The organism is Actinacidiphila glaucinigra (assembly GCF_900188405.1).
Classification (GTDB): domain Bacteria; phylum Actinomycetota; class Actinomycetes; order Streptomycetales; family Streptomycetaceae; genus Actinacidiphila; species Actinacidiphila glaucinigra.
The window spans coordinates 801,301-824,400 of the sequence record NZ_FZOF01000001.1; the positions used below are offsets into that span (position 1 = coordinate 801,301).

The window sequence follows — 23,100 nt, forward strand, 5'->3', positions numbered from 1 at the left end:
CTCCTGGGTCGAACGGTCGTTGCGGCGGTGCTCACGGACGGCCCGGCCGAGGGGCCGCGACGGGGTGCTCACGGTGCCCCCGGAGGGACGAAGGGCAGCCCCGCAGGGGGGCCGTGCTCGATCAGGCGGAGCAGGGCGCCCGTGTCGGCGTGCTCCTCGATCAGATCGCCCAGCCGGTCCAGCTGCTCCTCGCGGAGCGCGCCGAAGGCGGTGCCGGGGGCGGGGACGAAGCGCCGCCCAGCGGCCTGTGCGACGCGGCGCAGGAAGGCGCGGCGGAAGCCGTCGCTCTCCAGGGAGCCGTGCCAGTGGGTGCCCCAGACCGCGCCGCTGCGGCAGCCGTCCAGGAAGGGCTCGTCGCCGCCGCGGACGTCGGCGACGCCGTGGTGGATCTCGTACCCCTCGACCGGTTCGCCGTACGCCTTCCCGGAGGGCCGGGCCAGGGTCTTCTCCGTGGCGAAGCGGACGCGCGCCGGCAGCAGCCCGAGCCCGGGGACCGTACCGGCCCGCGACTCGACGTCGTCCTCGATCGTCTCGGCGAGCATCTGGAAGCCGCCGCAGATCCCCAGCACCGGGCGTCCCTCGGCGGCCCGGCGGACGACCGCGTCGGCCAGCCCGCGCCGGTGCAGCCACTCCAGTGCCTTGACCGTGCCGCGGGTGCCGGGCAGCACCACGAGGTCGGCGTCGGCGAGTTCCTCCGGCCGGTCCACGAAGCGGACGAGGACACCGGGCTCGGCGGCGAGCGCGTCCACGTCGGTGAAGTTCGACATCAGGGGGACCGCCGCGACGGCGACCCGCAGGACGTCCTCGCCGTGCGGCGGCGCGGTGTCCGACTCCCGGACGCTGCCGCGCAGCGACATCCGCAGCCCGTCCTCCTCGTCGATGCCGAGGCCGTGCCGGAACGGCAGCACCCCGTAGAAGCGGCGTCCGGTCAGCCCGCGCAGCATCTCCAGCCCCGGCTCCAGCAGGGACACGTCGCCGCGGAACTTGTTGACCAGGTAGCCGCAGACCAGTTCCTGGTCCTCGGGGGCGAGCAGCGCCGTCGTCCCGAAGAACGAGGCGAAGACCCCGCCCCGGTCGATGTCGCCGACCACGACGACCGGGAGCCGGGCGGCCCGCGCCAGGCCCATGTTGACGATGTCGCCCCGCCGCAGGTTGATCTCGGCCGGGCTGCCGGCGCCCTCGCAGATCACCGCGTCGTACCGCCCGCGCAGCTCCTCCAGGCAGCCGGTGACGGTCTCCAGCAGCTCCGCGCGGCTCCCGTTGTGGTAGCCGCGCGCACTCATCTCGCCCACCGGGCGCCCCATCAGGACGACCTGGCTCGTGCGGTCCCCGCCGGGCTTGAGCAGCACCGGGTTCATCAGGGCCGAGGGCTCCACGCGCGCCGCCTGGGCCTGCATCGCCTGGGCGCGGCCGATCTCGGCGCCCTCGCGGGTCACGTACGAGTTCAGCGACATGTTCTGCGCCTTGAACGGCGCCACGGACACACCCTGCCGCGTCAGCCACCGGCAGATCCCCGCCGTGACGACGCTCTTGCCGGCGTCCGACGTGGTCCCCGCGACCAGCAGGCCCCCGCCCCTCATGAGTCCCTCCTCCGGGCGACCGCGCCCCACGCCAGGCGCCCGCCCACCGCGACCGCCAGCGCCAGCGCGCCGACCCGCCGCGACAACCGCGCCGCCCGTTCGATGTCCCGTACCTCCACCGGCCGGTTCCCCGCCCCCAGCACGGGCCGGTGCTCCACCCGCCCGCCATAGGCAAGCGTCCCCCCGAGGCGTACGCCCAACGCCCCCGCGAACGATGCCTCGACGGGCCCCGCGTTCGGGCTGGGATGCCGGGAGCCGTCCCTGCGCCAGGCCCGCCACGCCCCCCGGGGGTCGGGGCCGGCCAGCACCGCGAGCGCGGCGGTCAGCCGGGCGCCGGGGTAGCCGGCCACGTCGTCCAGCCGGGCCGCGGCCCAGCCGAACCGCCGGTGCCGCGGCGACTTGTGACCCACCATCGCGTCGAGGGTGTTGACCGCTCGGAAGCCCACCAGCCCGGGCACACCGCCCAGCGCGCCCCACACCAGGGCACCCACGACGGCGTCCGAGGTGTTCTCCGCGACGGACTCCACGACCGCCCGCGCCAACTGCGCCCGGTCCAGCGCCTGCGGGTCGCGGCCGCACAGGTGGGGCAGCCGCTCGCGCGCCGCCTCCGTGTCACCGGCGGACAGGGCGGCGCCGACGGCCCGCGCCTCGCGTACCAGGGAGGTCCCGCCGAGCACGGCCCAGGTCGCGGCCGCCGTCAGAGCGACGGACGCCGCGCCGGAACGGCGCACGGCACGCTGGAGCCCGGCCGCGGCCGCCACCGCGCCGCCCGCGCACAGGGCCGTGTGGAGGGCGCCGCGACCGCGGTGGTCGCGCCACAACGCCCGCTCCAGGCCGGCGGCGGCGCTCCCGAACACCGCCACGGGGTGACCGCGGCGCGGGTCGGCCAGGGCGAGGTCGGCGAGCCAGCCGAGGGCGGCGCCGGTGGCGAACGCGCACGGCGCCGCAGCGCCGTTGCCGGGTGGACGGCCGGAGCCGCGCATCACAGGAGTCCTCACTCAGGGTCCGCGCCCTGGTTCGACGTGACCGGCGACGAGAGTCTCCTGGCTCCCGGATCGGCGGCACCCCCGGCCTTCCAGCCCCGAGTCGGGGCCGTGGCCATGGGCGGGGGTCCGCTCCCCGGTGACAGTGGCGGGACCGCGCCGGATTCGCACCGGACTTCCTCTCCTGCCGCCGTTTGGCGGTTCCGATACCACCACGCCCCGCTCCGGCCCGTCAACTCATCGCGACAGCCTGTGGAAAAGAAGAAACCCCAGCTCACGGCCGGAAGGCCGGGAGCTGAGGTCAACTTCACACCGCGGTGCGCGGGGATGTGCGGGTCAGGCGACGATCAGGTAGATCCCGTACGCCACCGCCGCCGCGCACAGCGCGAAGCACAGGTAGGCGCCGGTGCGGGCCAGGGCGGTGGTGCCACCCGCGGCGGAGGTGCCCGCCTCGCCGCCGGCGGTGCCCTGCTTGGACAGGCCGACGATGCCGAGGGTGAACAGGCCGACGAGTCCGACGGTCACGGCGAGGCTGACGCCGAAGACGGAGCCGAGGGCAGCCCAGTCGATGTGCATGGTGCTGGTTCCTTCCGGGGCCGGTGCGGCTGCCGCCGTCAGGCGGAGGCCTTGGCGGGGTCGGTGTCGGCGGCGGTCGTGGTCAGGCCCGCGGGCGGCGGGATCACGGCGGCGATGGCCGTGGTGATGACGCCCGGCTCCTCGGCGTCGTGGCCCTCGTTGACGTTGGTGTGGTCGACGGGCTTGCGGCGGGAGGCCATCCAGATCGCGGTGCACGCGGCGAGCGCCAGGACGGCGACCGTCGTGACACCCCAGTCGCCCTGGTCGGCCAGGAGCGCGGCGCCCGCCGCGACCAGGCCGGCGGCCGGGAGGGTGAGCCCCCACGCGGCGAACATCCGCCCCGCGGTGCTCCAGCGGACGACGCCGCCCTTGCGGCCGACGCCGGCGCCCATGACGGAGCCGGAGCAGACCTGCGTGGTGGAGAGCGAGAAGCCGAGGTGCGAGGAGGCCAGGATGACGGTCGCGGCGCCGGTCTGGGCGGCGAAGCCCTGCGGCGGCTGGATGTCGGTGATGCCCTTGCCCATGGTGCGGATGATCCGCCAGCCACCGATGAAGGTGCCGAGGGCGATCGCCATGCCCGCCGAGACGATGACCCACAGCGGCGGGTCGGAGTCGGGCGCGACGACGTTGCCGGCGATCAGGGCGAGGGTGATGACACCCATGGTCTTCTGTGCGTCGTTGGTGCCGTGGGCGAGGGAGACGAGGCCGGCCGAGGCGATCTGCCCGGCCCGGTACCCCTTGGCGGTGGCGGCCGGATCGGTGTTGCGGCCGATGCGGTAGGTCAGCCGGGTCGCCAGCATCGCGCCGACCCCGGCGACCAGCGGGGCGCAGACGGCCGGGATCAGGACCTTCATGACGACCGCGTCACCGTTGATCGAGCCGAATCCGGCCGAGGCGACGGAGGCTCCGATGAGGCCGCCGAAGAGGGCGTGGGAGGAGCTGGAGGGGAGGCCCGCCAGCCAGGTCAGCAGGTTCCAGACGATCGCGCCGACGAGACCCGCGAAGATCACCTCGGGCTTGATGCCCGCGCTCTCGTCGAGGATGCCGCCGGAGATCGTCTTCGCCACCTCGACGGAGAGGAAGGCGCCGACGAGGTTGAGCACGGCGGACATGGCCACCGCCGTCTTGGGCTTGAGTGCGCCAGTGGAGATGGTGGTCGCCATCGCATTGGCGGTGTCGTGGAAACCGTTCGTGAAGTCGAACACGAGTGCGGTAATGATCACGATTCCGATCAGGAGCGTGATGTGTTCCATTGACCCAGGCATTCGTTCGATCGGACAGTGGCGGTGGCGACCGTACGGAGTCTGGATGAACGGAAGGTGAACGAGGGGAGGCGCGGCGGTGCCGGTGGGTGCGGGGGGTGTGGGGCGGGCTGTGCTTCGCCCGGCAATCGTTACTTCTGTGCCGTTTTGCCGCGCGTTCCCGGTGGGGCGGAAGAGATCCTGGTCACGAGGGTCGGACGCGGTGGGTCCGCGCGGGTTCGTCTCGCGCCCTTCGGGCGCACAGCGGCTGGCTGCGGAGGGGAGGGTGGCGGTCCGGGGTCGGTCGGCGGTGTGCGGGCGCGTGGGTGGCGGGCGTTCAGGCGCCGGAGCGGGTTGCCTTTCCGCCGGCCTGGGGTCTCGTTGCCGTCCGCGGGTATAGATGGCCGCTTCCACGCCTACTGCCGGTGGTGGGCGCGCCCGCCGTAACCCGCGTCTGCGGATATTTCCGGGTGCTGTCGGGGGTCGGCGGGAGATCGGGCCCCTCTTTCGCCGACATGTTCGGTGGAACAGAGCCCGATCTTTGGGCCGGGTGAGATCGGGCTCGCTTTCGCCGACTATGTCGGCGGAACAGGGCCCGATGTCGGATCGGGGAAGCACTCGCAGACGCGGGTTACGGCGGGCGCGCCACGCACGAACGGTGGGCGTGGTCACCGGCCATCTGCACCCGCGGACGGCAACGAGACCGGGACCGTACGAACAACCGGCCCCGCTCCGGCGCCTGAACGCCGGCCGCCCACCGGGCCGCACCCCGCCGACGAGCCCCGGCTCCCCACCCTCCCCTCCGCAGCCGGCGCTGTGCGCCCGAAGGGCGCGAGACGGCGCGACAGCCGAAGAACCGGCGCACCACCCACCGGCGCCGCACCCACCGGCCGAATCCCCTTAGTGGCGGCCCGAGATGCGGTCCGCGATGCGGGCCACCCGGTCGGTCTCCACGCTGCGTCCGGCCTGCTCGCGCCGGTCGGCACCGCGGTAGGCCGCGTACAGCCCGTGCACCCCGATCCACCGGAAGGGCTCGGGCTCCCAGCGGCGCACGCGGTGGTGCACCCACGGCAGGGCCGTCAGCTCCGTGCCGTGCGCCTGGCCGGAGTCCATCTGGACGAGGTCCCGCAGCGTCCGCGCCGCGAGGTTCGCCGTGGCGACACCGCTGCCGACGTAGCCGCCCGCCCAGCCCAGGCCGGTGGAGCGGTCCAGCTCGACGGTCGCGCACCAGTCGCGCGGCACGCCGAGCACCCCGGACCAGGCGTGGTCGATCGCCACCCGCCCCGTCGCCGGGAAGAAGCGCACCAGGATCTCGCGGAGCGCCTCGACCGTCGCCGCCTGCGTGCGGCCGTCGTTGTCCGTACGCGAGCCGAAGCGGTAGGGCACCCCGCGGCCGCCGATGGCGATCCGGTCGTCGGCGGTGCGCTGCGCGTACATGTAGGCGTGCGCCATGTCGCCGAGCGCCTCCCGGCCCTCCCAGCCGATGGTGTCCCAGACCTCCCGCGGCAGCGGCTCTGTCACGACCATCGAGGAGTTCATCGGCAGCCACGACCGCTTCTGGCCCTTGAGCGAGGCGGTGAAGCCCTCCGTGCAGCGCAGGACGTAGGGGGCACGCACGCTGCCGAACGGCGTGACCGCGTGCTTCGGCCGGATCTCCGTCACCGGGGTCGACTCGTGGACGACGACCCCGAGCGCCTCCACCGTGCGGGCCAGCCCCTGCACCAGCTTCACGGGGTGGATGCGCGCCCCGTGCGGCGTCCAGGTGCCGCCGGCCGTCCCGGCGACCCGGATCCGTGCGGCGGACTCGGCCGCGCCCAGCAGCAGGCGGTCCTTCTCGCCGAACGCGACCTCCGTCTCGTGGAACGCCCTGAGCCGGGCCAGTTGCGCGGGGGAGTGGGCGACCTCCAGCACTCCGCCCTTGTGGATGTCCGCGTCGATGCCCTCCTCGGCGGCGACCCGGATCACCTCGTCCACCGTCCCGTTCATCGCGCGCTGCAGCGCGACGGCGGCCTCGCGGCCGTGCAGCGCGGCGTAGCGGTCGCGGCCGGCGATGCCGTTGTACAGCCAGCCGCCGTTGCGGCCGGAGGCGCCGTAGCCGCAGAAGCGCTGCTCCAGGACGACGATCCGCAGGAAGGGCACGGCCTTCTTCAGGTAGTAGGCGGTCCACAGTCCGGTGTAGCCGCCGCCGACGATGCACACGTCCGCGGTGGTGTCCCCGGGCAGCGGCTCACGCGGCACCGGGAGGCCTGACTTCGCGTACCAGAAGGAGATGCCGCCGTTGACGGTGGTCATGGTGCCCCTGCAATTCGTATGCGTGCTCGGTCCGGAAGGTGTGCCGGGACGTTACTGTGCCCCGAGAGCGGGCGGCAACGGCCAACCTGTCAGGATCAGCGCTCGGAGGTGGCACGGATGTCGGTGCGGAACACGGTGGCGCGGGCCTGGACGGAGCTGGTGGACACGGCCCGCCGCTCCGTCGACGACGGTCTCGTGGTCGGCACGTCCGGCAACGTGTCGGTGCGGGTGGGCGACGACCTGGTGCTCGTCACCCCCAGCGGGGTGCCCTACCACCGCCTCGCCCCGGAGGACACGGTCGGGGTCGACCTGGACGGCAAGCAGGTGCTCGGCGCGCTGCGCCCGACGAGCGAGCTGGCGATGCACCTGGCGATCTACCGGAACACCGACGCGGGTGCCGTCGTCCACACCCACGCCGTGCACGCCACCGCCGTCTCCACGCTCCTCTACGAACTGCCCGCCATCCACTACATGGCCGCGGCCCTGGGCGGCCGGATACGCGTCGCCGACTACGCGACCTACGGCAGCGAGGAACTGGCCGCCAACGTCCTGCGCGCGCTCCGCGACCGCACGGGCTGCCTGCTGCGCAACCACGGGACCATCGTCTACGGCGACGACCTCGAGCAGGCCTACGACCGCACCGCCCAGCTGGAGTGGATGTGCCAGGTCTGGCTCGCCGCCCGCTCGGTGGCCGGATTCTCGCCCTCGCTGCTCTCCAAGCGCGAACTCGCCCGCGTCGCCGAGCGACTGCGCCAGTACGGCCAGCCCGGGGACGAGACGGAGGGGGAGCACGAGGGGCACGAGGTCCACGACGGCCCCGAGGCCCGCGGGGAGCACGCGCCCGCCCGCGCCGACGTCCCCCGGCCCCGCGAGGCCCACGAGGACGAGCGCGGCTGAGCCCGGACGGCTCCGCCCACTGGCCGCCCGGGGTGAGCGCGCGGACACTGGAAGCGATGCGCCTCACCACGGCGGCGGCCCTCGCCGCCACGACAGCGTTCGGTGCCGGTGCGGCCGCGGTGGCGGCCGGGCGGCACGTCTCCGAGCTTGCCCTCAGGCCGAGCGCGAGCGGCGTCGACCCGGACCCGCTCACCGTCCACGCCGTGACCGGGCAGGACATCACCCTCACCCGGACCCTGGGCACCGCCCGGCGGGGAGTGCACGGCCTGATCGCCGCCGGGGTGCACGTCACGGTCGGCGAGGTGCTCTCGACGGCCCCGGACTCGGTGACCCGCCGCCTCGTGCGGATCAACCGCGGCGCCGTCGCGCCGGGCGACACGCTGCGGCTCACCCCGCAGGTGCACATAGGCACCCCGGGCTCGGCCCTCGGCCTGGAGTACCGGGACGCCGAGATCCCCGCCGAACTCGGCCTGCTGCCCGCCTGGTTCGTGCCCGGCGCCCGTGACACCTGGGTCGTGCTCGCACACGGCCTCGGCACCTCCCGCGAGCTCGGCATGAACCTCATGGCGTTCCTGGCCAAACTGCGGCTGCCCGTCCTTGCGTTCTCCTACCGCAACGACGCCGGGGCGCCCCCCTCGTGGGACGGCATCGGCCACCTCGGCGACTCCGAATGGCGCGACCTCGACGCGGCCATGCGCTACGCGGTCCGGCACGGCGCGCGCCGGCTGGTGCTGCACGGCTGGTCCACGGGCGCGACGATGGCGCTCCGGGCGACCAGCCACTCCCCGCTGCGCGCCCTGGTGTCCGGGATGGTCCTGGACTCCCCGGTGCTCGACTGGCAGGACACGGTCCGCGCCGCGGCCGCCGCCCGGGGCGCGCCGCGTGCGCTGCTGCCGCTGGGCGTGCGCGCCACCGAGGGCCGCACCGGCCTGCACGCGGAGCGGATCGCGGAGGCCGCCCACCCGGAGCGGCTGGACGTCCCGGCGCTTGTCTTCCACGGGCCCGACGACACACTCGCCCCGTGGGGGCCGTCCCGCCAACTCGCCCGGCAGCGTCCGGACCTGGTCACGCTGCACGCCGTCGGCGGGGCGTCGCACGCGGCCATGTGGAACGCCAACCCCTCAACATACGAGGAAGCCCTCCGGCGCTTCCTGACGCCCCTCCTCTGAGCCCCTCCCTACGTGGTCTTTATGTCCGTACAAAAGTGCATCTCTCCCTTCAATTCGGGCGGCGTCAATCACGGTACGGGGACGCTCGTTTGGGTTTCCGGGTGCTCACCCGCAAGACTGCTCCCGTGACGTCCCGTATCCCGCGAGACACTCCGCTGCGTCTTGTCCCGCGCAGGCCACTCGCCACCGCGCGCCGTGCCGCCACCACGCGGCGAAGCCGCCCGCCGCGGCCGCCGGAGGGAATCCCGGCACTGCCCGAGCTCGCCCGCAGGGCGCGCACCGAACTCTCGGACGCTGTACGGCTGGCCCGCTGGGCCGACGCGGAGACCGGCGCCGCCGCCCCCGGGACCGCCGGGATACTGCGGGACCCCGACGTGCTGCGGGCCGTCGCCGCCATGGGCCTGACGGAGCGGCAGGTGCGCACCGCCTGGGACCGGGCCCGGCTGACCGGCCTGATCGAGCTGCACAAAGGAGGTGCCGCCCGACCCGGCTGGCGCCTGCGCGCCTGGGACCGCGACGACACCGCCGTGCTGCGCGGCTGGGTCGCGCTCTTCGACGCGTGGTCGCTGGCGCACCCCGCGGCGCTCGAGCCGGAGTGCGCCGAAGCCGACCCGTCGCTCGTCGCCGAGGTCGTCGAGGCCGCACCGCAACTGCTCTCCCTGCTCCACCTCTCCTCCGGTCCGGTCGCCGTGGCCGTGCTGCTGGACCTGTTGCGGCAGCGTGTGGCCGAGCTACGCGCGGAGCGCCACGAGCCCCCGGCCGGCGGCGGCCGCGACGAACTGCCCGCGCTGCTGAACTGGACGCTGGCCGCGCTCGCCCGTGTCGGCGCCCTCAGGCCCCGCGACCCGGCCCGCCCCGGCGAGGTCACCATCACCGCGCTCGGCAGCTGGGCGGTGTGGGTGAAGCTGGAGCAGATCTGCGTGGCCGCGCAGGGCCCCGCCGGGCACTTCGAACACTCCGCCGAGGAGATGCTCAAGGCGTGCATCGGGATGGGGCCCGGCGCCGCCCGCGACGAGTACAAGGCCTGGCTGGCGGCCCGCCCGGTGGCCCAGGCGGTGGGCGAGTTCCTGGACGTGGCGCGCGGCGACGACGCCCTGCTGCGCGCCCTGGCCTTCGAGGCGCTGCGCGTCGTCGGCGGCCCCGCGGAGCCGTCCGTCCGCCATGTGGTCGACGAGGCCGGTCTGCGCCCCTATGCGCTGCTCTGGCTCGCCGAGCACGAGGGAGCGGACCCCGAGGACGTCGCCGCGCTGCTCACCCGCGAGGAGTCCACCTGGCTTTGGGTGGACACCGCCGCGGCCGTTGCCGACCACGGCGAGAGCCACCTGCTGGTGAGCCATCTCGAGACGGCCGTCCAGGGCTCGGTCACCCGCCTCCTGGAGGAGTTGCGTCACGCCGGGCACCCCCGCACCGTCCAGGTGCTGGTCGCCCTCGCCGCCGCGCACCCCGACCCCGCCCTGTCCAAGATGATCCGCCGGGCCGCCTTCCAGGTGCACACCGGGGGAGAGTGACGGGGGAGCCGCTCCAGGGCTACTCCGGTATCCGCGGCACATAGGTGCCGAAGGACCAGAGGTTGCCCTCCGGGTCGCGGGCCGTGTAGTCCCGCGACCCGTAGTCCTGGTCGGTGAGCGGCAGCACGACCTCGGCCCCGGCGACGACGGCGCGCTCGTGGTGGGCGTCGGTGTCCTCCACGGCCACGTACACCGACGCGGCGCCCAGGTCCGAGGCGATCCGGCTGAACGCGGTGCCCGACCGCTCGCTGCCGAGCATCACCACGCCGTTGCCGTACGCCAGTTCCGCGTGCTCCACCGTGCCGTCCTCGCCCTCGTACACCGCGACCTCGGTGAAGCCGAAAGCCTCCTTCAGGAAGGCGACGGCGGCCTTCGCGTCCTTGTAGCGCAGCGTCGGACAGACGGTGGGCGCGGTTGCCTCGGCGGCCATGACGATCACTCTCCCCTTCCGGGATCTGACGTCCTGTGTGACGTGGATCCCAGTCTGGCAGGGGGGTCCGACAATGGCCCCGCGCACGGACATTCCACCCGGTCAGCGCCCGAAGGTGTCGCAGTGGCCGGGGTCGCCGGAGTCCAGCCCGGTGGTGAACCACTGCTGGCGCTGCGCGGAGGAGCCGTGCGTCCAGGACTCCGGGGTCACCCTGCCCTGCACCCGGGACTGGATCGCGTCGTCGCCCACCGCCGCGGCCGCGTCCAGCCCCCGGCGGATGTCCTCCTCGTCGAGCGCGCTGATCATGGGGCTTCCCGTGTCCTCGTCCAGGGTCCGCGTGGCGTTGTGCGCCCACACGCCCGCGTAGCAGTCGGCCTGCAGTTCCACGCGCACCGAGTTGCTGCTCGGGCCCGTGAGCCGGTCCTGCGCCTTGCCCAGCGTCCCCACCAGGTCCTGCACGTGGTGCCCGTACTCGTGGGCGACGACGTAGCTCTCGGCGAACGGGCCGCCCTCGGCACCGAAACGGCTGCTCAGGGTCGAGAAGAAGTCCAGGTCCAGATAGACCTTGCGGTCCACGGGGCAGTAGAAGGGCCCCGACGCGGGGTCCGCGACCCCGCACCCGGTGCGGATGGGCTGGTCGAAGAAGACGGTCGGAGCCGGCTCGTAGGTCATGCCCCGCTTGCGGAACTCCGACGCCCAGTACGCCTGCACGTTGTTGATCACCGCGACCATGCGGCACTCCTGGCGGGCGTTGGCGTCCGCTCCGGTGCGGCAGCCGGCGGCGAGGTCCGAGCCCGAGGTGGTGCCCGGGGCCTGGCCCCGCGGATCGGAGGAGAGTCCGAGCTGGTCGGGGCTGATGCCGAAGATCAGCCCGATCACCAGGACGATCAGCCCGGCGAGACCACCGCCCACCATCTTGCCCCGCGGCCTGCCGCCGAACCGTCCGCCGCTTCGCCGGTCCTCCACCTGGGATGTGTCGAGCGATGCGTCGTCGTCGAACTGCATACCTCCGATTATCAGCTGATTCGTCCCTCCCGGCCCGTCGCGACCGCCGTCGTGACCGGCCGGGCGGGCCCGCCCCGGCGCCCGCCCGAAAACCGCTTGCCGGGCACCCGTGCCGCCCCCGGTAGACTGGAGACATGGCAGTGATCCTCACGCATTAGACGGCGTCCGACCGCGACCACCGCGTATCCACGTCCGACTGCCGTCCGACACGCCCAGGAGCTTCTTCCCGTGATTACTGCCACCGGCATCGAGCTGCGCGCCGGAGCCCGCGTCCTCATCGAGTCCGCCTCCTTCCGCATCGCCCGCGGCGACCGCGTCGGCCTGGTCGGCCGCAACGGCGCCGGCAAGACCACCCTCACCAAGGTGCTCGCGGGCGAGGGCCTGCCCGCCGCCGGCACCGTGACGCGTTCCGGCGAGGTCGGTTATCTGCCCCAGGATCCGCGTACCGGCGACCTCGACGTCCTGGCCCGCGACCGCATCCTGTCCGCCCGCGGCCTGGACACCGTCCTGCGCAAGATGCGCGAGAACGAGGACCGGATGGCCAACGGCAAGGGCGCCACCCGCGAGAACGCGATGAAGAAGTACGCCCGCCTGGAGACCGAGTTCCTCACCAAGGGCGGATACGCCGCCGAGGCCGAGGCCGCCACCATCGCCGCCGCCCTGGGTCTGCCCGACCGGGTCCTCGCCCAGCCGCTGCACACCCTCTCCGGCGGTCAGCGCCGCCGCGTCGAGCTGGCGCGCATCCTCTTCTCGGACGCCGACACCCTGCTGCTCGACGAGCCGACCAACCACCTCGACGCCGACTCCATCCTGTGGCTGCGGGACTTCCTCAGGACCTACCGCGGCGGCTTCATCGTCATCTCCCACGACATCAACCTGGTCGAGACGGTCGTCAACAAGGTCTTCTACCTGGACGCCAACCGCTCCCAGATCGACGTCTACAACATGGGCTGGAAGCAGTACCTCACCCAGCGCGAGGCCGACGAGAAGCGCCGCAAGCGCGAGCGCGCCAACGCCGAGAAGAAGGCCGCGACCCTCAACGCCCAGGCCGACAAGATGCGCGCCAAGGCCACCAAGACCGTCGCCGCCCAGAACATGGCGCGCCGCGCCGACAAGCTGCTGTCCGGGCTGGAGGCGGTGCGCCAGTCCGACAAGGTCGCCAAGCTGCGCTTCCCGGACCCCGCGCCCTGCGGCAAGACCCCGCTGACGGCCGAGGGGCTGTCCAAGTCGTACGGGTCGCTGGAGATCTTCACCGACGTCGACCTGGCCATCGACAGGGGCTCCAGGGTCGTCATCCTGGGCCTCAACGGCGCCGGCAAGACCACCCTGCTGCGGCTGCTGGCGGGCGTGGAGCAGCCGGACACCGGCGAGGTCGTCCCCGGCCACGGCCTCAAGCTCGGCTACTACGCCCAGGAGCACGAGACCCTGGACGCCGACCGGACGGTCCTGGAGAACATGCGCTCCGCGGCGCCGGACATGGACCTGGTCGCCATCCGCAAGATCCTCGGCTCGTTCCTCTTCTCCGGCGACGACGTCGACAAGCCCGCCGGCGTGCTGTCCGGCGGTGAGAAGACCCGGCTCGCGCTGGCCACCCTGGTCGTCTCCAGCGCCAATGTGCTGCTGCTCGACGAGCCCACCAACAACCTCGACCCGGCCAGCCGCGAGGAGATCCTCGGCGCGCTGCGCACCTTCTCGGGCGCGGTCGTCCTCGTCACCCACGACGAGGGCGCGGTGGAGGCGCTGCAGCCCGAGCGGATCATCCTGCTGCCCGACGGCGTCGAGGACCTGTGGGGCCAGGACTACGCCGACCTCGTCGCCCTCGCCTGATCCCTCCGGGGCCCGCGGCCGATCATCCGTGTGGATCACTCCACTGGATCATTCGGCCGACGGGTGATCCTTCATCTGTGTGAGACCGGCTCGTACTCCGGCGCGGGAACGTGCGAAATACCGGACGTACGGATGGATCAGCCGCGTCACATGGGGAAACTCCTTACCGGCCCAGGTGACCTGCCCTTTCTCCGCCGCGCTGCGGAGGGAGCCGGGGAAGGCTGTGCGGAATGCCGGATTCCACCCGTCCGGAGCCGGGTGTCCGCGTCAACAGGGCGCCAAATGTTGTCGCACGGACCTTGCCGAATGGGTGGCCAGGAAGTCTCCTAGGGGTGATCATGAGAGTCACAGAGCGCACTTCCCTAGAGGAGGCACGGGTGGCCGAGACTCTGAAGAAGGGCAGCCGGGTGACCGGCGCCGCGCGCGAGAAGCTCGCGGCAGACCTCAAGAAGAAGTACGACGGTGGAGCAAGCATCCGGGCGCTGGCCGAGGAGACCGGCCGCTCGTACGGCTTCGTCCACCGGATGCTCAGTGAGTCCGGCGTGACCCTGCGCGGTCGCGGCGGAGCGACACGGGGCAAGAAGGTTTCCACGGCCTGACACACGGCCGGGCGCCTTGCGCGGCGGCTCGGAGTCGTGGCGGTACCACCCGGTCGCGGGAACGGCCGACCGGGTGGTTACTCTTCGGTAATCCAGACTGCGGATCGCCAGGAGGTGCCCGATGTCCGACCCCACTGTGCTGCTGGAACGCGACGGCGTACGACTCGTGACGGAGGATTCCGTCGCCACCGTCACGCTGTGCAACGCGGCCAAGCGCAACGCCCAGTCGCCCGCCCTGTGGCGGGCGCTGGTCGAGGCCGGCCGGCTGCTCCCGGGCAGCGTACGGGTCGTCGTGCTGCGCGCGGAGGGTGTGTCCTTCTCCGCCGGGCTGGACCGACGGGCCTTCACGCCCGAGGGATTCGAGGGCGAGCCGTCCTTCGACGACCTCGCGCGCGCTCCCGAGGGCGAACTCGACGCGACGATCGCCGAGTACCAGGCGGCGTTCACCTGGTGGCGGCGGAACGACCTCGTCACCATCGCCGCCGTGCAGGGGCACGCCATCGGGGCGGGCTTCCAGTTGGCCCTCGCCTGCGACCTGCGCGTCGTCGCCGACGACGTGCAGTTCGCCATGCGCGAGACCAGTCTGGGCCTGGTCCCCGACCTCGCCGGCACCAAGCCGCTGACCGAACTGGTCGGCTACGCACGGGCGCTGGAGATCTGCGCCACGGGCCGCTCCGTCGACGCCGAGGAGGCCTGCGCCGTCGGCCTGGCCAACGTCGCCGTCCCCGCGGCCGAACTGGACGCCACCGTCAAGGACCTGGCGGGTGCCCTGCTGGCCGCGCCGCGCGACGCGGTGATCGAGACCAAGGCCCTGCTGCGCGCGGCCTCGGGCCGTACGTACGAGGAGCAGCGCGTGGCCGAGCGCGCCGCGCAGGGCCGCCGGCTGCGGGACCTGGCGGGCGTGGGGGAGTAACGGCAGCGCCGGGCCCGTGGCGTGAGGCCTCAGTGCCCGGCGATGTCGGTGACCACGACGGTCGTGACGTCCTGCGTCACGGCCGTCACCGCCATGGCCACGGCCCGTCCGACGTCCAGTGGGCGGTGCCCCGCGTCCACGGCGATCTGCACCTGCGACGGATGGCGCTGTCCGCCGAGCCGCGAGGTCAGCCCGGCGACCCCGGGCACCGCCGCCGCGGCGCGGCCCGCGGTCGTTGCGCTCCGCCCGCCCTCCGGCGGGTCGACGGGTTCCGTGGGGAGCGCCACCCGAGGGCCCTCCTCCAGCAGTCCGGTGACGGTCAGGTCGACCGCCTCCGTCTCCAGGCCGACGCCCTCGGCGGCGGCCCGCCACAGCGCGTCGCGCAGCCGTCCGGCCGACTCGGGCAACGGGCGCTCCGGGGTGGCCTCGAAGCCCGCCTCCACGCGCAGCGGCCGCCTCGGCAGCGCCCCGGACGGCGTCGACTCCGGCAGCGCGCCGGCCGCGTCACCCGGCTCCCCGCCCGGGCCGTCCGGTCCGCCTGAGCCGTCCGGTCCGCCGGGCCCGTCCGCCGTGCCGATGCGCAGCGTGCCCAGGCGGATCCCGGGCACCGCGTCGGCTGCCGCGCGCAGTACCCCGGCCGCCGCCCGCTCGGTGACCCACACCGTGTCCCCGGGCCCGCCGAGGGGGAGCACACGGCCCAGCCCGAGTTGCCGGCGCACCGCTCGAGCCAGCCGGTCAGCGGTCATCGGCCGTCGCCTCCCTCCGGCGCGCGCGTCCGCGCGCGCCGCCATCCTGTCCCTGATCGCCGCATCCTCACGGCGCGACGGGGCATGCCCACATAGTGTGGTGCACGGAGCAGCCCGTACCGCTCCCGCCGTCGGAAACCCGAAGGGACGAGGTGCGATGACCGAGACCGCTCAGCAGCCGGAGGAGCGGGGCCGGACCCTGGAGAAGGGGACCAGCCCGGCCGGCAACGGCACGTCAGGGCGGCGGGCGCCCCTGGGCGATCCCGCGACGCGCGGGCGGACCACCATCGCGGACGGCGTCGTCGAGAAGATCGCCGGGCTCGCGGCCCGCGACGTCGAGGGGGTGCACGCCCTCGGCTCCGGTGTCTCGCGCGGCTTCGGCGCGGTCCGCGACCGGGTGCCCGGCGGCAGGTCCGTGACCCGGGGGGTGCGGGCCGAGGTGGGCGAGGTGCAGGCGGCCCTCGACCTGGACATCGTCGTGGACTACGGGGTGTCGATCGTGGCCGTCGCGCACGGGGTGCGCGAGAACGTCATCGCGGCAGTGGAGCGGATGACCGGGCTTGAGGTCATCGAGGTCAACATCGCGGTGGGCGACGTCAAGCTCCCCGACGACACGGACGAGGACGACCAGGAGCAGCGGGTCCAGTGACGGGCCCCGGGAGGGAAACAGGGAGCGGACGATGAGCATGGCCGTGCTCGGCTTGATCGTCGGGATGGCACTCGGATTCGCCGGGTACTTCGGCGGGTTCGCGGCCTTTCTGCTGGTGGCGGCGCTCGGCGCCGTGGGGTTCGTGGTCGGCCGGTTCCTCGACGGCGACCTGGAGCCCGGGGAGTTCTTCCGCAGTCGTGACCGGAGGCGGTGAGCCACGCAGATGACGGCCGCGGCTCCGGACTCCCCCGCGCAGCCCCTCGCCCCCAAAGAGCGCGGCTCGCTCCGCCTCGCCGACCGCGTGCTGGCGAAGATCGCCTCCCAGGCGGCCCGCGAGTCCCTCGCCGACGCCCCCGGCCGGGAGTACGTGCCGCGCGGCGCGCGTCCCCAGGCGAGCGTCTCCGTCGTCCGCGAGCAGGTGTACGTGAGGCTCTCCGTCGAACTCGGCTACCCGGTGGACATCGCCGAGGTGTGCAGGTCGGTGCGCCGCCATGTCGCCTCGCGCGTCGAGGAGTCGACCGGGTTCGCGGTCCTCGGGGTGACCGTGGAGGTCGAACGCCTGCACTCGCGGGCCAGCCACATCGTGGAGGAGGCGAGGGTCCGGTGAGCGAACTCGGTCCCTCGCCCCTCCCGCCGCGGCACCGTTCCCGCCGGCGGCGCTTCTGGTCCCCGCGCCGCCTCCCCGCCGCGATCACCGCCGCCCTGCTGGCCGTCGTGGCCGGGCTGCTGCTCTACGACATCGCCGCGGTACGCGCCGGGCGGCCGGGGATGGCCTGGCGCCGGAGTCTCGCGGACGAACTGGCCACCCGCCCGCTGGACGACCCGTGGATCCTCGCCGTGGCCTGCGTGGCGGTCGTGCTCGGGCTGTGGCTTGTCGTCCTCGCCGTCACCCCGGGGCTCCGCGACGTGCTCGCCATGCGCGCGGGAACGGCCCCCGTACGGGCCGGACTCGACCGCCACGCCGCCGAACTCACCCTGCGCGACCGCGCGGTGGAGGTATCGGGGGTGCGGTCGGCGCGCGTCACGGTCACCCGCCGCACCGCGACGGTGCGCGCCGTGGTCTCCTTCCGGGAGACGGAGGAGGTCCGCGCCGATCTGGCCGCCGTCCTGGCCGAGGCCATGGAACAGCTGAGCCTGGCCCGGCCGCTGGGGCTCGCGCTGCACGTCCGCCGTATGGGAGAGGGGTGAGGCGCGGTGCGCGCCACCGTCAATCGCGTCGTCCTCGTGCTCACCGGGCTGGCCCTGGTGCTGTCCGGTGCCGTCGTGCTGTGCTCCGCGACGGGTCTGCTGCACCGTCCGTACACCGGCCGGGACGACGTGCTGCTGAGCGAGGGCGACCGGACCCGTTACGAGGGCACCTCCTGGTGGTGGCCCGTCGTGATCGGCGTGCTGGCCCTGATCGTGCTGTGCGCCCTGTGGTGGCTGCTCGCCCAGGTGCGCGACCGCAGGCTGCGCCGGCTGGCGGTGGACGCCGACGACGACGGCATGGCGCTGCTGCGCGGCCGCGCCCTGGAGGAGATCATCGCCGCCGACGCCGAGCAGCTGCACGGCGTCGACCACGCCACCACCGCGCTCATGGGCACGCCCACCGCGCCCCGTGCCCGGCTGCAGCTCGCCCTGTCCCCGAACGCCGTCCCCGGTGACGTCCTCGCCGAACTCGACTCCGCCGTGCTCGACCGCGCCCGCGTCAGCGCCGGCCTCCCCCTGCTCCCCGCCGAGGCCCGGCTGCGCGCCGTCAGCCACCGCGCGGCCCGCGTCAGCTGACCGCGCCGGTGCGGTACTTCGGACACGGGCCTAGAAGCCGCTGCGCGCCCCGCCGTCCACCGGGAGCATGATTCCCGTCAGATACGAGGCCGCAGGTGACATCAGGAAGGCGGCGGCACGCCCGAACTCCTCCGGGGTGCCGTAGCGACGCAGCGGGATGCGTTCGCTGAGGCGGGCGCGGGCGGCCTCCGCGTCGCCGGTGAGGGCGTCGAGCTCGCGGACGCGGTCGGTGTCGATCCGGGCGGGCAGCAGCCCCACCACGCGGATGCCGCGCGGCCCCAACTCGTTGGCCAGGCTCTTGGCGTAGCCCGCCAGGCCCGGTCGCAGGCCGTTGGAGACCACGAGTCCCGGGATCGGTTCGTGCACCGAGCCGGAGAGCACGAAGCCGATGACACCGCCCTCGCCGAGTTCGTCGGCCGCCGCCCGGGACAGCCGTACGGCCCCGAGGAAGACGGACTCGAACGCGTCCCGCCACTGGTCGTCGCCGATGACGTCGGTGCCGCCCGCCGGCGGGCCGCCCACGCTGACGAGGAAGCCGTCGAGCCTGCCGAACGCCCGGCGGGCGGCGGCGATCAGCCGCTCCGGAGCCTGCGGTTCTGCGTTGTCGGCGACGACGCCGGTCGCCCGCTCGGCGCCGCCCAGCGCCGCGACGGCGGCGGCGACCGACTCCTCGCGGCGGCCGCCGACGACCACCCGCGCGCCGTCGGCCACCAGTTCCCGCGCGGCGGCGAAGCCCAGCCCGCGGGTCGCGCCCGTGACGACGTACACCCTGTCCCTCAGCCCGAGATCCATGGTGTCACCGTGCCCCGTCGCGGCCGGAGAGCGTGAGCGCGGTGTTGACCAGCCCGATGTGGCTGAAGGCCTGCGGGAAGTTGCCGAGCTGGCGCCGCTCGACCGGGTCCCACTCCTCCGCCAGCAGACCGACGTCGTTGCGCAGGCCCAGCAGCCGTTCGAACAGGCCGCGTGCCTCGTCGGTGCGGCCGATACGGTGCAGCGCGTCGGCGAGCCAGAACGAGCAGGCCAGGAAGGCGCCTTCGCCGCCGGGCAGCCCGTCCACGCTGCTGTCCTCCAGGGTGTAGCGGCGGACGAAGCCGCCGTGGTCCAGTTCGCGGCGCACCGCCTCCACCGTGCCGACCACCCGGCTGTCGGTGACGGGCAGGAAGCCCACCTGCGGGATGAGCAGGGTCGCCGCGTCCAGTTCCTTGGAGCCGTAGTACTGCGTGAAGGTGTTGCGCTCCCGGTCGAAGCCCTTGCGGCACACCTCGCGGTGCACCTCGCTGCGCATCGCCCGCCAGGAGTCCGCGTCGCCGGACAGGTGCGGCAGGCCCTCCAGGGTGCGCACCGCCCGGTCGGCGGCCGCCCAGGCCATCACCTTGGAGTGCACGAAGTGCTGCCGGTCGCCGCGCACCTCCCACAGGCCCTCGTCGGGCTCGTGCCACTTGGTCTCCAGGAAGTCCATCAGCGTGCGCTGCACCGCCCAGGCGTGCGGTTCGTCGCGCAGCCCGAAGCTGCGGGCCAGGAACAGCGAGTCGAGGACCTCGCCGTAGACGTCGAGCTGGAGCTGTTTTGCGGCGGCGTTGCCGGTCCGCACCGGCAGGGACGCCTCGTACCCGGTCAGCCAGTCCAGCTCCTCCTCGGGCAGCCGGCGCTCGCCCGCCAGCCCGTACATGATCTGCAGGTCGGCCGGGTCGCCGGCGACGGCACGCAGCAGCCAGTCGCGCCAGTGGTAGGCCTCCTTGAGGTAGCCGGTCTCGACCAGCACGTTCAGGGTGAGCGTCGCGTCGCGGAGCCAGCAGAACCGGTAGTCCCAGTTCCGCACCCCGCGGATCTCCTCCGGCAGCGAGGAGGTGGCCGCCGCGACGATGCCGCCGCTGGGCGAGTAGGTGAGCGCCTTGAGGGTGATCAGCGAGCGCAGCACCGCGTTCCGCCAGGGACCGTCGTAGCGGCACTTGGCCGACCAGGACTCCCAGTCCGCGCAGCTCTGATCCAGCGCCCGGAAGGGGTCGATCAGACGTGGCCGGCTCTCGTGGGAGGGGTGCCAGGTCAGGGCGAAGGCGATCCGCTCGCCCTCGGCGACGGTGAAGTCGGCGTGGGTCGCGAAACCCTTGCCGTACATGGGCACCTGGGGTACGGAGCGAAGCCACACCGAGTCCGGCCCGGCGATTGCGACGCGGTGGCCGTCGGTGCGGCGCATCCAGGGGACGACCCGCCCGTAGTCGAAGCGCAGCCGCAGTTCGCTGGCCATCGCCACCCGCCCGCGTACGCCCTCGACGACGCGCATGACGTCCGGGGCGCGATCGCGCTGCGGCATGAAGTCGATCACCTTGGCGGTGCCGTCGCGGGTCTCCCACACGCTCTCCAGCACCAGGGTGCCGTCGCGGTACGAACGGTGCGTGCAGGGCTCCCCGTGCCAGGCCGAGGCCGGGGCGATTCGCCAGTTGCCGTTGTCCTCGTCGCCCAGCAGCGCCGCGAAGCAGGCGGAGGAGTCGAAGCGCGGCAGGCAGAGCCAGTCGATGGAGCCGCTCTTGGAGACCAGCGCGACGGTCTGCAGGTCGCCGATGATCGCGTAGTCCTCGATCAGTGCCGCCACGGTCGGCCTCCGTCTCTCCCTCTTACGAGGGTCCCCGCTCTACGAGGGTGCCCCCGGCGCTAGGGCGACGCGACCGCAGCGGCGACCGGCTCGGCCGTACCGTCCGCCTCCTGCGCCGCCGCGTCGCGGGCGGCGAGCCGCTCCCGCCGCTCCCGGCGGACGAGGATGACCCAGCCGACCGGCACCATGGCGGTGAACAGCCACCACTGGATCGCGTACCCCATATGCATGCCGATGCTGCTGTGGTCGGGGTCCGGGATCAGCTCGGGCTGCCGTCCGGAGGGCTTGGGGGAGGTCGTCTCCAGCTCGATGTAGCCGCCGACCGGCCGCTCCGCCGCCGGCAGCTCCTCGGCCACCAGGGCGCTGTTGATCAGCATGATCATGCGGTCGGGCAGTCCGCCCTTGTTCCGGATGCCGGTCGCCGCCGTGGTCTCGTCCGGGCGCAGCCGGCCGGTGACGGTGATCTCGCCGGACGGGGCCGCGGGGACCTTCGGGACCTTCGTCAGGTCGGTACCGGCCGGGATCCAGCCGCGGTTGACCAGCACCGACCGGCCGTCGGCCAGGACCAGCGGGGTGATGACGTGGTAGCCGATGCTGTCCCCGTCGGCGGCGGTGCGCTGGCGGGCGACGACCTCGTGGGCGGTGTCGTAGTGCCCGGTCGCGGTGACCGTGCGGTAGACCTCCCGCTTCGGCACGGCCGCGCCGGGGGCGGTCAGTGACTCCACCGGGGCGGGCTTCGCCCTGAGGTTGTCCGCGATCAGGTGGTTGCTGGCCACGCGGCGCTCGTGCCGGTGCATCTGCCAGAAGCCCAGCTCGACCATGGCGGGCATCAGCAGCAGTGCGATGAGGGTGAGGATCACCCACTGCCGGGACAAGAGGAAGCGGTACACCCCACGACCGTACAACTCGGTCGCGGGGCGCTCTGCGGAGGGGTCGGACGGCGCCGCGGCGTGGCCGCCGGGATCAGCGCCCGCCGGGATCAGCCGCCACCGGGCAGCGAGCCGACCCGGTCGATGATGCCGCTGCGGCCCTCGGCCTTCGAGCAGTGTCCGCCGCAGTACCAGTGGCCGTCGACCTCGACCCCGTGGCCGACGATCCGCACCCGGCAGTGCTCGCAGATCGGCGCCATCCGGTGGATGGCGCACTCGAAGCTGTCGAAGACGTGCACGGCCCCCTGGGCGTGCACTTCGAAGCTCATCACATAGTCGTTTCCGCATACTTCGCATCGGGCCATGAGGCCCAGGGTGCGGGCCGGGCCCCGGCGCGGCAATCGGTGACCGGGTGCGTCGCGGGCGCACCACTCGAACGGCGGTGTCAGCCGTGCACGTCCGGCGCGGGGGCGACGTCGCCCAGCAGATCGGCGAAGCGCCGCTCGCCGACCACCGGGGTGCCGAGCTGCCGGGCCCGAACCGTCTTCGTGGTGAGCGAGTCCGGGTCGTTGGTCACCAGCAGGCTGGTCAGCCGGCTCACCGAGGACGACACGTGCAGACCCGCCTCGGTGGCGCGGTCCTCCAGCAGTTCGCGGTCGATGCTCGTGTCGCCCGAAAAGGCGACCCGCATTCCCTGGACCAGTGGTCCCCCGGACTCCAGCCGCCCCGGGTTGGGGTAGGGGCAGGCCGGCCGCTTCCGCGCGGGCCGCCAGCTCATCGGCCGGTAGGTGCTGCGGTATCCCGCGGAGGCCGACTGCCCGGGGACGGCCGTGTCGATCCACTCCGTCAGCGGACGGCAGGCGTGCAGCGGCAGCCGGAGACCGCCCGCCGCGGCCTGCCGCAGGCTGGGGCGGAACACCTCGGCCAGCACGCGGGCGTCGTCCAGGGCGTGGTGGGCGCGCTGCTGGACGACGCCGAAGTGCGCGGCCAGGGACTCCAGCTTGTGGTTGGCCAGCGGCAGCGCCAGCGCCTTGGAGAGCACGATGGTGCACAGCCTGTGCTCCACGGGCGCCACGGTGCCGGCCCGCGCGAACTCCCGGGCGAGCATGGACCAGTCGAAGACCGCGTTGTGGGCGACGAACACCCGGCCCGACAGCCGGTCCGCCAGTTCGGTGGCGACCTCGCCGAAGAGCGGGGCGTCGGCCAGCATGTCCGAGGTGAGGCCGTGGATCCACACCGGGCCCGGGTCCCGCTGCGGGTTGACGGGGGTGTACCAGTGGTCCTGCACCTCGCCGTGCGCGTCCAGCCGGTAGACGGCCGCGGACACTATCCGGTCGTCGCGGCCGAGGCCGGTGGTCTCGACGTCCACGACGGCGTATCCGTCGGGGTAGGCCTCTGGCCACGACGGTTGCGGAAGCTGGGGCGCGTGCATGGAGGAACACAATACGGGCGGCCACCGACA

Annotated in this window: 23 protein-coding genes, 1 pseudogene and 1 riboswitch; of the genes and pseudogenes, 11 read left to right on the forward strand and 13 right to left on the reverse strand. The window is 73.6% G+C overall.

Features of this window, described 5'->3' with window-relative positions:
* Positions 1–68: 68 nt before the first annotated feature.
* The 5 genes from CHF15_RS03625 to CHF15_RS03645 form a co-directional block, all read right to left on the reverse strand.
* Positions 69–1,580 (reverse strand): cobyric acid synthase, encoded by a 1,512-nt coding sequence (locus CHF15_RS03625; RefSeq protein WP_089222079.1) that lies wholly within the window; start codon positions 1,578–1,580, stop codon positions 69–71.
* Positions 1,577–2,563 (reverse strand): cobalamin biosynthesis protein, encoded by a 987-nt coding sequence (locus CHF15_RS03630; RefSeq protein ID WP_089222080.1) that lies wholly within the window; start codon positions 2,561–2,563, stop codon positions 1,577–1,579. The genes CHF15_RS03625 and CHF15_RS03630 overlap by 4 nt, the downstream gene beginning before the upstream one ends.
* A 54-nt stretch (positions 2,564–2,617) precedes the next feature.
* A riboswitch (cobalamin riboswitch) is annotated at positions 2,618–2,744 on the reverse strand.
* A 155-nt stretch (positions 2,745–2,899) separates the two neighbouring features.
* Positions 2,900–3,139, reverse strand: a complete 240-nt coding sequence (locus CHF15_RS03635; protein WP_089222081.1) for a hypothetical protein — start codon at positions 3,137–3,139, stop codon at positions 2,900–2,902.
* A gap of 38 nt (positions 3,140–3,177) precedes the next feature.
* On the reverse strand, positions 3,178–4,392 hold the full coding sequence (locus CHF15_RS03640; RefSeq protein ID WP_089222082.1) for an inorganic phosphate transporter: 1,215 nt from the start codon (positions 4,390–4,392) through the stop codon (positions 3,178–3,180).
* Between the two features lie 888 nt (positions 4,393–5,280).
* Complete coding sequence (locus CHF15_RS03645; protein ID WP_089222083.1) at positions 5,281–6,672, reverse strand: NAD(P)/FAD-dependent oxidoreductase; 1,392 nt, start codon at positions 6,670–6,672, stop codon at positions 5,281–5,283.
* 117 nt (positions 6,673–6,789) lie between these two features.
* Between CHF15_RS03645 and CHF15_RS03650 the strand changes: the two are divergent.
* The 3 genes and pseudogenes from CHF15_RS03650 to CHF15_RS03660 all read left to right on the forward strand — a co-directional run.
* A pseudogene (locus tag CHF15_RS03650) lies at positions 6,790–7,440 on the forward strand (class II aldolase/adducin family protein); the annotation flags it as partial.
* A 185-nt stretch (positions 7,441–7,625) separates the two neighbouring features.
* Complete coding sequence (locus CHF15_RS03655) at positions 7,626–8,738, forward strand: alpha/beta hydrolase family protein (protein ID WP_089222085.1); 1,113 nt, start codon at positions 7,626–7,628, stop codon at positions 8,736–8,738.
* Positions 8,739–8,863: 125 nt separating this feature from the next.
* Positions 8,864–10,246: a hypothetical protein gene (locus tag CHF15_RS03660; protein ID WP_179279641.1), complete on the forward strand. Its 1,383-nt coding sequence runs from the start codon at positions 8,864–8,866 to the stop codon at positions 10,244–10,246.
* A 19-nt stretch (positions 10,247–10,265) separates the two neighbouring features.
* Here the strand turns inward: CHF15_RS03660 and CHF15_RS03665 are convergent, their stop codons facing one another.
* The gene (locus tag CHF15_RS03665; protein ID WP_179279642.1) at positions 10,266–10,676 is read right to left on the reverse strand and encodes a VOC family protein; all 411 of its coding nucleotides are present in this window, start codon (positions 10,674–10,676) and stop codon (positions 10,266–10,268) included.
* Between the two features lie 102 nt (positions 10,677–10,778).
* On the reverse strand, positions 10,779–11,681 hold the full coding sequence (gene ypfJ, locus CHF15_RS03670; RefSeq protein WP_089222087.1) for a KPN_02809 family neutral zinc metallopeptidase: 903 nt from the start codon (positions 11,679–11,681) through the stop codon (positions 10,779–10,781).
* Between the two features lie 228 nt (positions 11,682–11,909).
* Here ypfJ and CHF15_RS03675 point away from each other — a divergent pair, with 228 nt between their 5' ends.
* The 3 genes from CHF15_RS03675 (at position 11,910) to CHF15_RS03685 (ending at position 15,020) form a co-directional block, all read left to right on the forward strand.
* Positions 11,910–13,508, forward strand: a complete 1,599-nt coding sequence (locus CHF15_RS03675; RefSeq protein WP_089222088.1) for an ABC-F family ATP-binding cassette domain-containing protein — start codon at positions 11,910–11,912, stop codon at positions 13,506–13,508.
* A gap of 377 nt (positions 13,509–13,885) precedes the next feature.
* Entirely contained in the window at positions 13,886–14,107 is a 222-nt protein-coding gene (locus CHF15_RS03680) for a helix-turn-helix domain-containing protein (protein WP_018560612.1), read from the forward strand.
* Positions 14,108–14,228: 121 nt separating this feature from the next.
* A complete protein-coding gene (locus CHF15_RS03685) occupies positions 14,229–15,020 on the forward strand; it encodes an enoyl-CoA hydratase/isomerase family protein (RefSeq protein WP_089222089.1) in 792 nt (263 codons plus the stop codon).
* A gap of 29 nt (positions 15,021–15,049) precedes the next feature.
* On the opposite strand, the gene CHF15_RS03690 is transcribed toward CHF15_RS03685, so the two are convergent.
* The gene (locus CHF15_RS03690; protein ID WP_089222090.1) at positions 15,050–15,766 is read right to left on the reverse strand and encodes a hypothetical protein; all 717 of its coding nucleotides are present in this window, start codon (positions 15,764–15,766) and stop codon (positions 15,050–15,052) included.
* Positions 15,767–15,923: 157 nt separating this feature from the next.
* Here CHF15_RS03690 and CHF15_RS03695 point away from each other — a divergent pair, with 157 nt between their 5' ends.
* The 5 genes from CHF15_RS03695 to amaP are packed head-to-tail and all read left to right on the forward strand — an operon-like array spanning position 15,924 to position 18,179.
* Positions 15,924–16,415, forward strand: coding sequence for an Asp23/Gls24 family envelope stress response protein (locus tag CHF15_RS03695; protein WP_089222091.1), 492 nt, complete (start codon positions 15,924–15,926; stop codon positions 16,413–16,415).
* 31 nt (positions 16,416–16,446) lie between these two features.
* The gene (locus tag CHF15_RS03700) at positions 16,447–16,629 is read left to right on the forward strand and encodes a hypothetical protein (RefSeq protein WP_018560608.1); all 183 of its coding nucleotides are present in this window, start codon (positions 16,447–16,449) and stop codon (positions 16,627–16,629) included.
* Between the two features lie 9 nt (positions 16,630–16,638).
* Entirely contained in the window at positions 16,639–17,022 is a 384-nt protein-coding gene (locus tag CHF15_RS03705) for an Asp23/Gls24 family envelope stress response protein (RefSeq protein WP_089222092.1), read from the forward strand.
* On the forward strand, positions 17,019–17,603 hold the full coding sequence (locus CHF15_RS03710) for a DUF6286 domain-containing protein (RefSeq protein WP_089222093.1): 585 nt from the start codon (positions 17,019–17,021) through the stop codon (positions 17,601–17,603). The genes CHF15_RS03705 and CHF15_RS03710 overlap by 4 nt, the downstream gene beginning before the upstream one ends.
* A 6-nt stretch (positions 17,604–17,609) precedes the next feature.
* Positions 17,610–18,179, forward strand: coding sequence for an alkaline shock response membrane anchor protein AmaP (amaP, locus tag CHF15_RS03715; RefSeq protein ID WP_089222094.1), 570 nt, complete (start codon positions 17,610–17,612; stop codon positions 18,177–18,179).
* Positions 18,180–18,209: 30 nt separating this feature from the next.
* On the opposite strand, the gene CHF15_RS03720 is transcribed toward amaP, so the two are convergent.
* The 5 genes from CHF15_RS03720 to CHF15_RS03740 all read right to left on the reverse strand — a co-directional run bounded on the left by CHF15_RS03720 (position 18,210) and on the right by CHF15_RS03740 (position 23,070).
* The gene (locus CHF15_RS03720; RefSeq protein WP_089222095.1) at positions 18,210–18,971 is read right to left on the reverse strand and encodes an SDR family oxidoreductase; all 762 of its coding nucleotides are present in this window, start codon (positions 18,969–18,971) and stop codon (positions 18,210–18,212) included.
* A gap of 4 nt (positions 18,972–18,975) precedes the next feature.
* Positions 18,976–20,769 (reverse strand): glycoside hydrolase family 15 protein, encoded by a 1,794-nt coding sequence (locus tag CHF15_RS03725; RefSeq protein WP_089222096.1) that lies wholly within the window; start codon positions 20,767–20,769, stop codon positions 18,976–18,978.
* A 59-nt stretch (positions 20,770–20,828) separates the two neighbouring features.
* Positions 20,829–21,659, reverse strand: coding sequence for an SURF1 family cytochrome oxidase biogenesis protein (locus CHF15_RS03730; RefSeq protein WP_089222097.1), 831 nt, complete (start codon positions 21,657–21,659; stop codon positions 20,829–20,831).
* Between the two features lie 89 nt (positions 21,660–21,748).
* Entirely contained in the window at positions 21,749–22,003 is a 255-nt protein-coding gene (locus tag CHF15_RS03735) for a hypothetical protein (RefSeq protein ID WP_089222209.1), read from the reverse strand.
* Between the two features lie 80 nt (positions 22,004–22,083).
* On the reverse strand, positions 22,084–23,070 hold the full coding sequence (locus CHF15_RS03740) for a DEDDh family exonuclease (RefSeq protein ID WP_089222098.1): 987 nt from the start codon (positions 23,068–23,070) through the stop codon (positions 22,084–22,086).
* Positions 23,071–23,100: the final 30 nt, after the last annotated feature.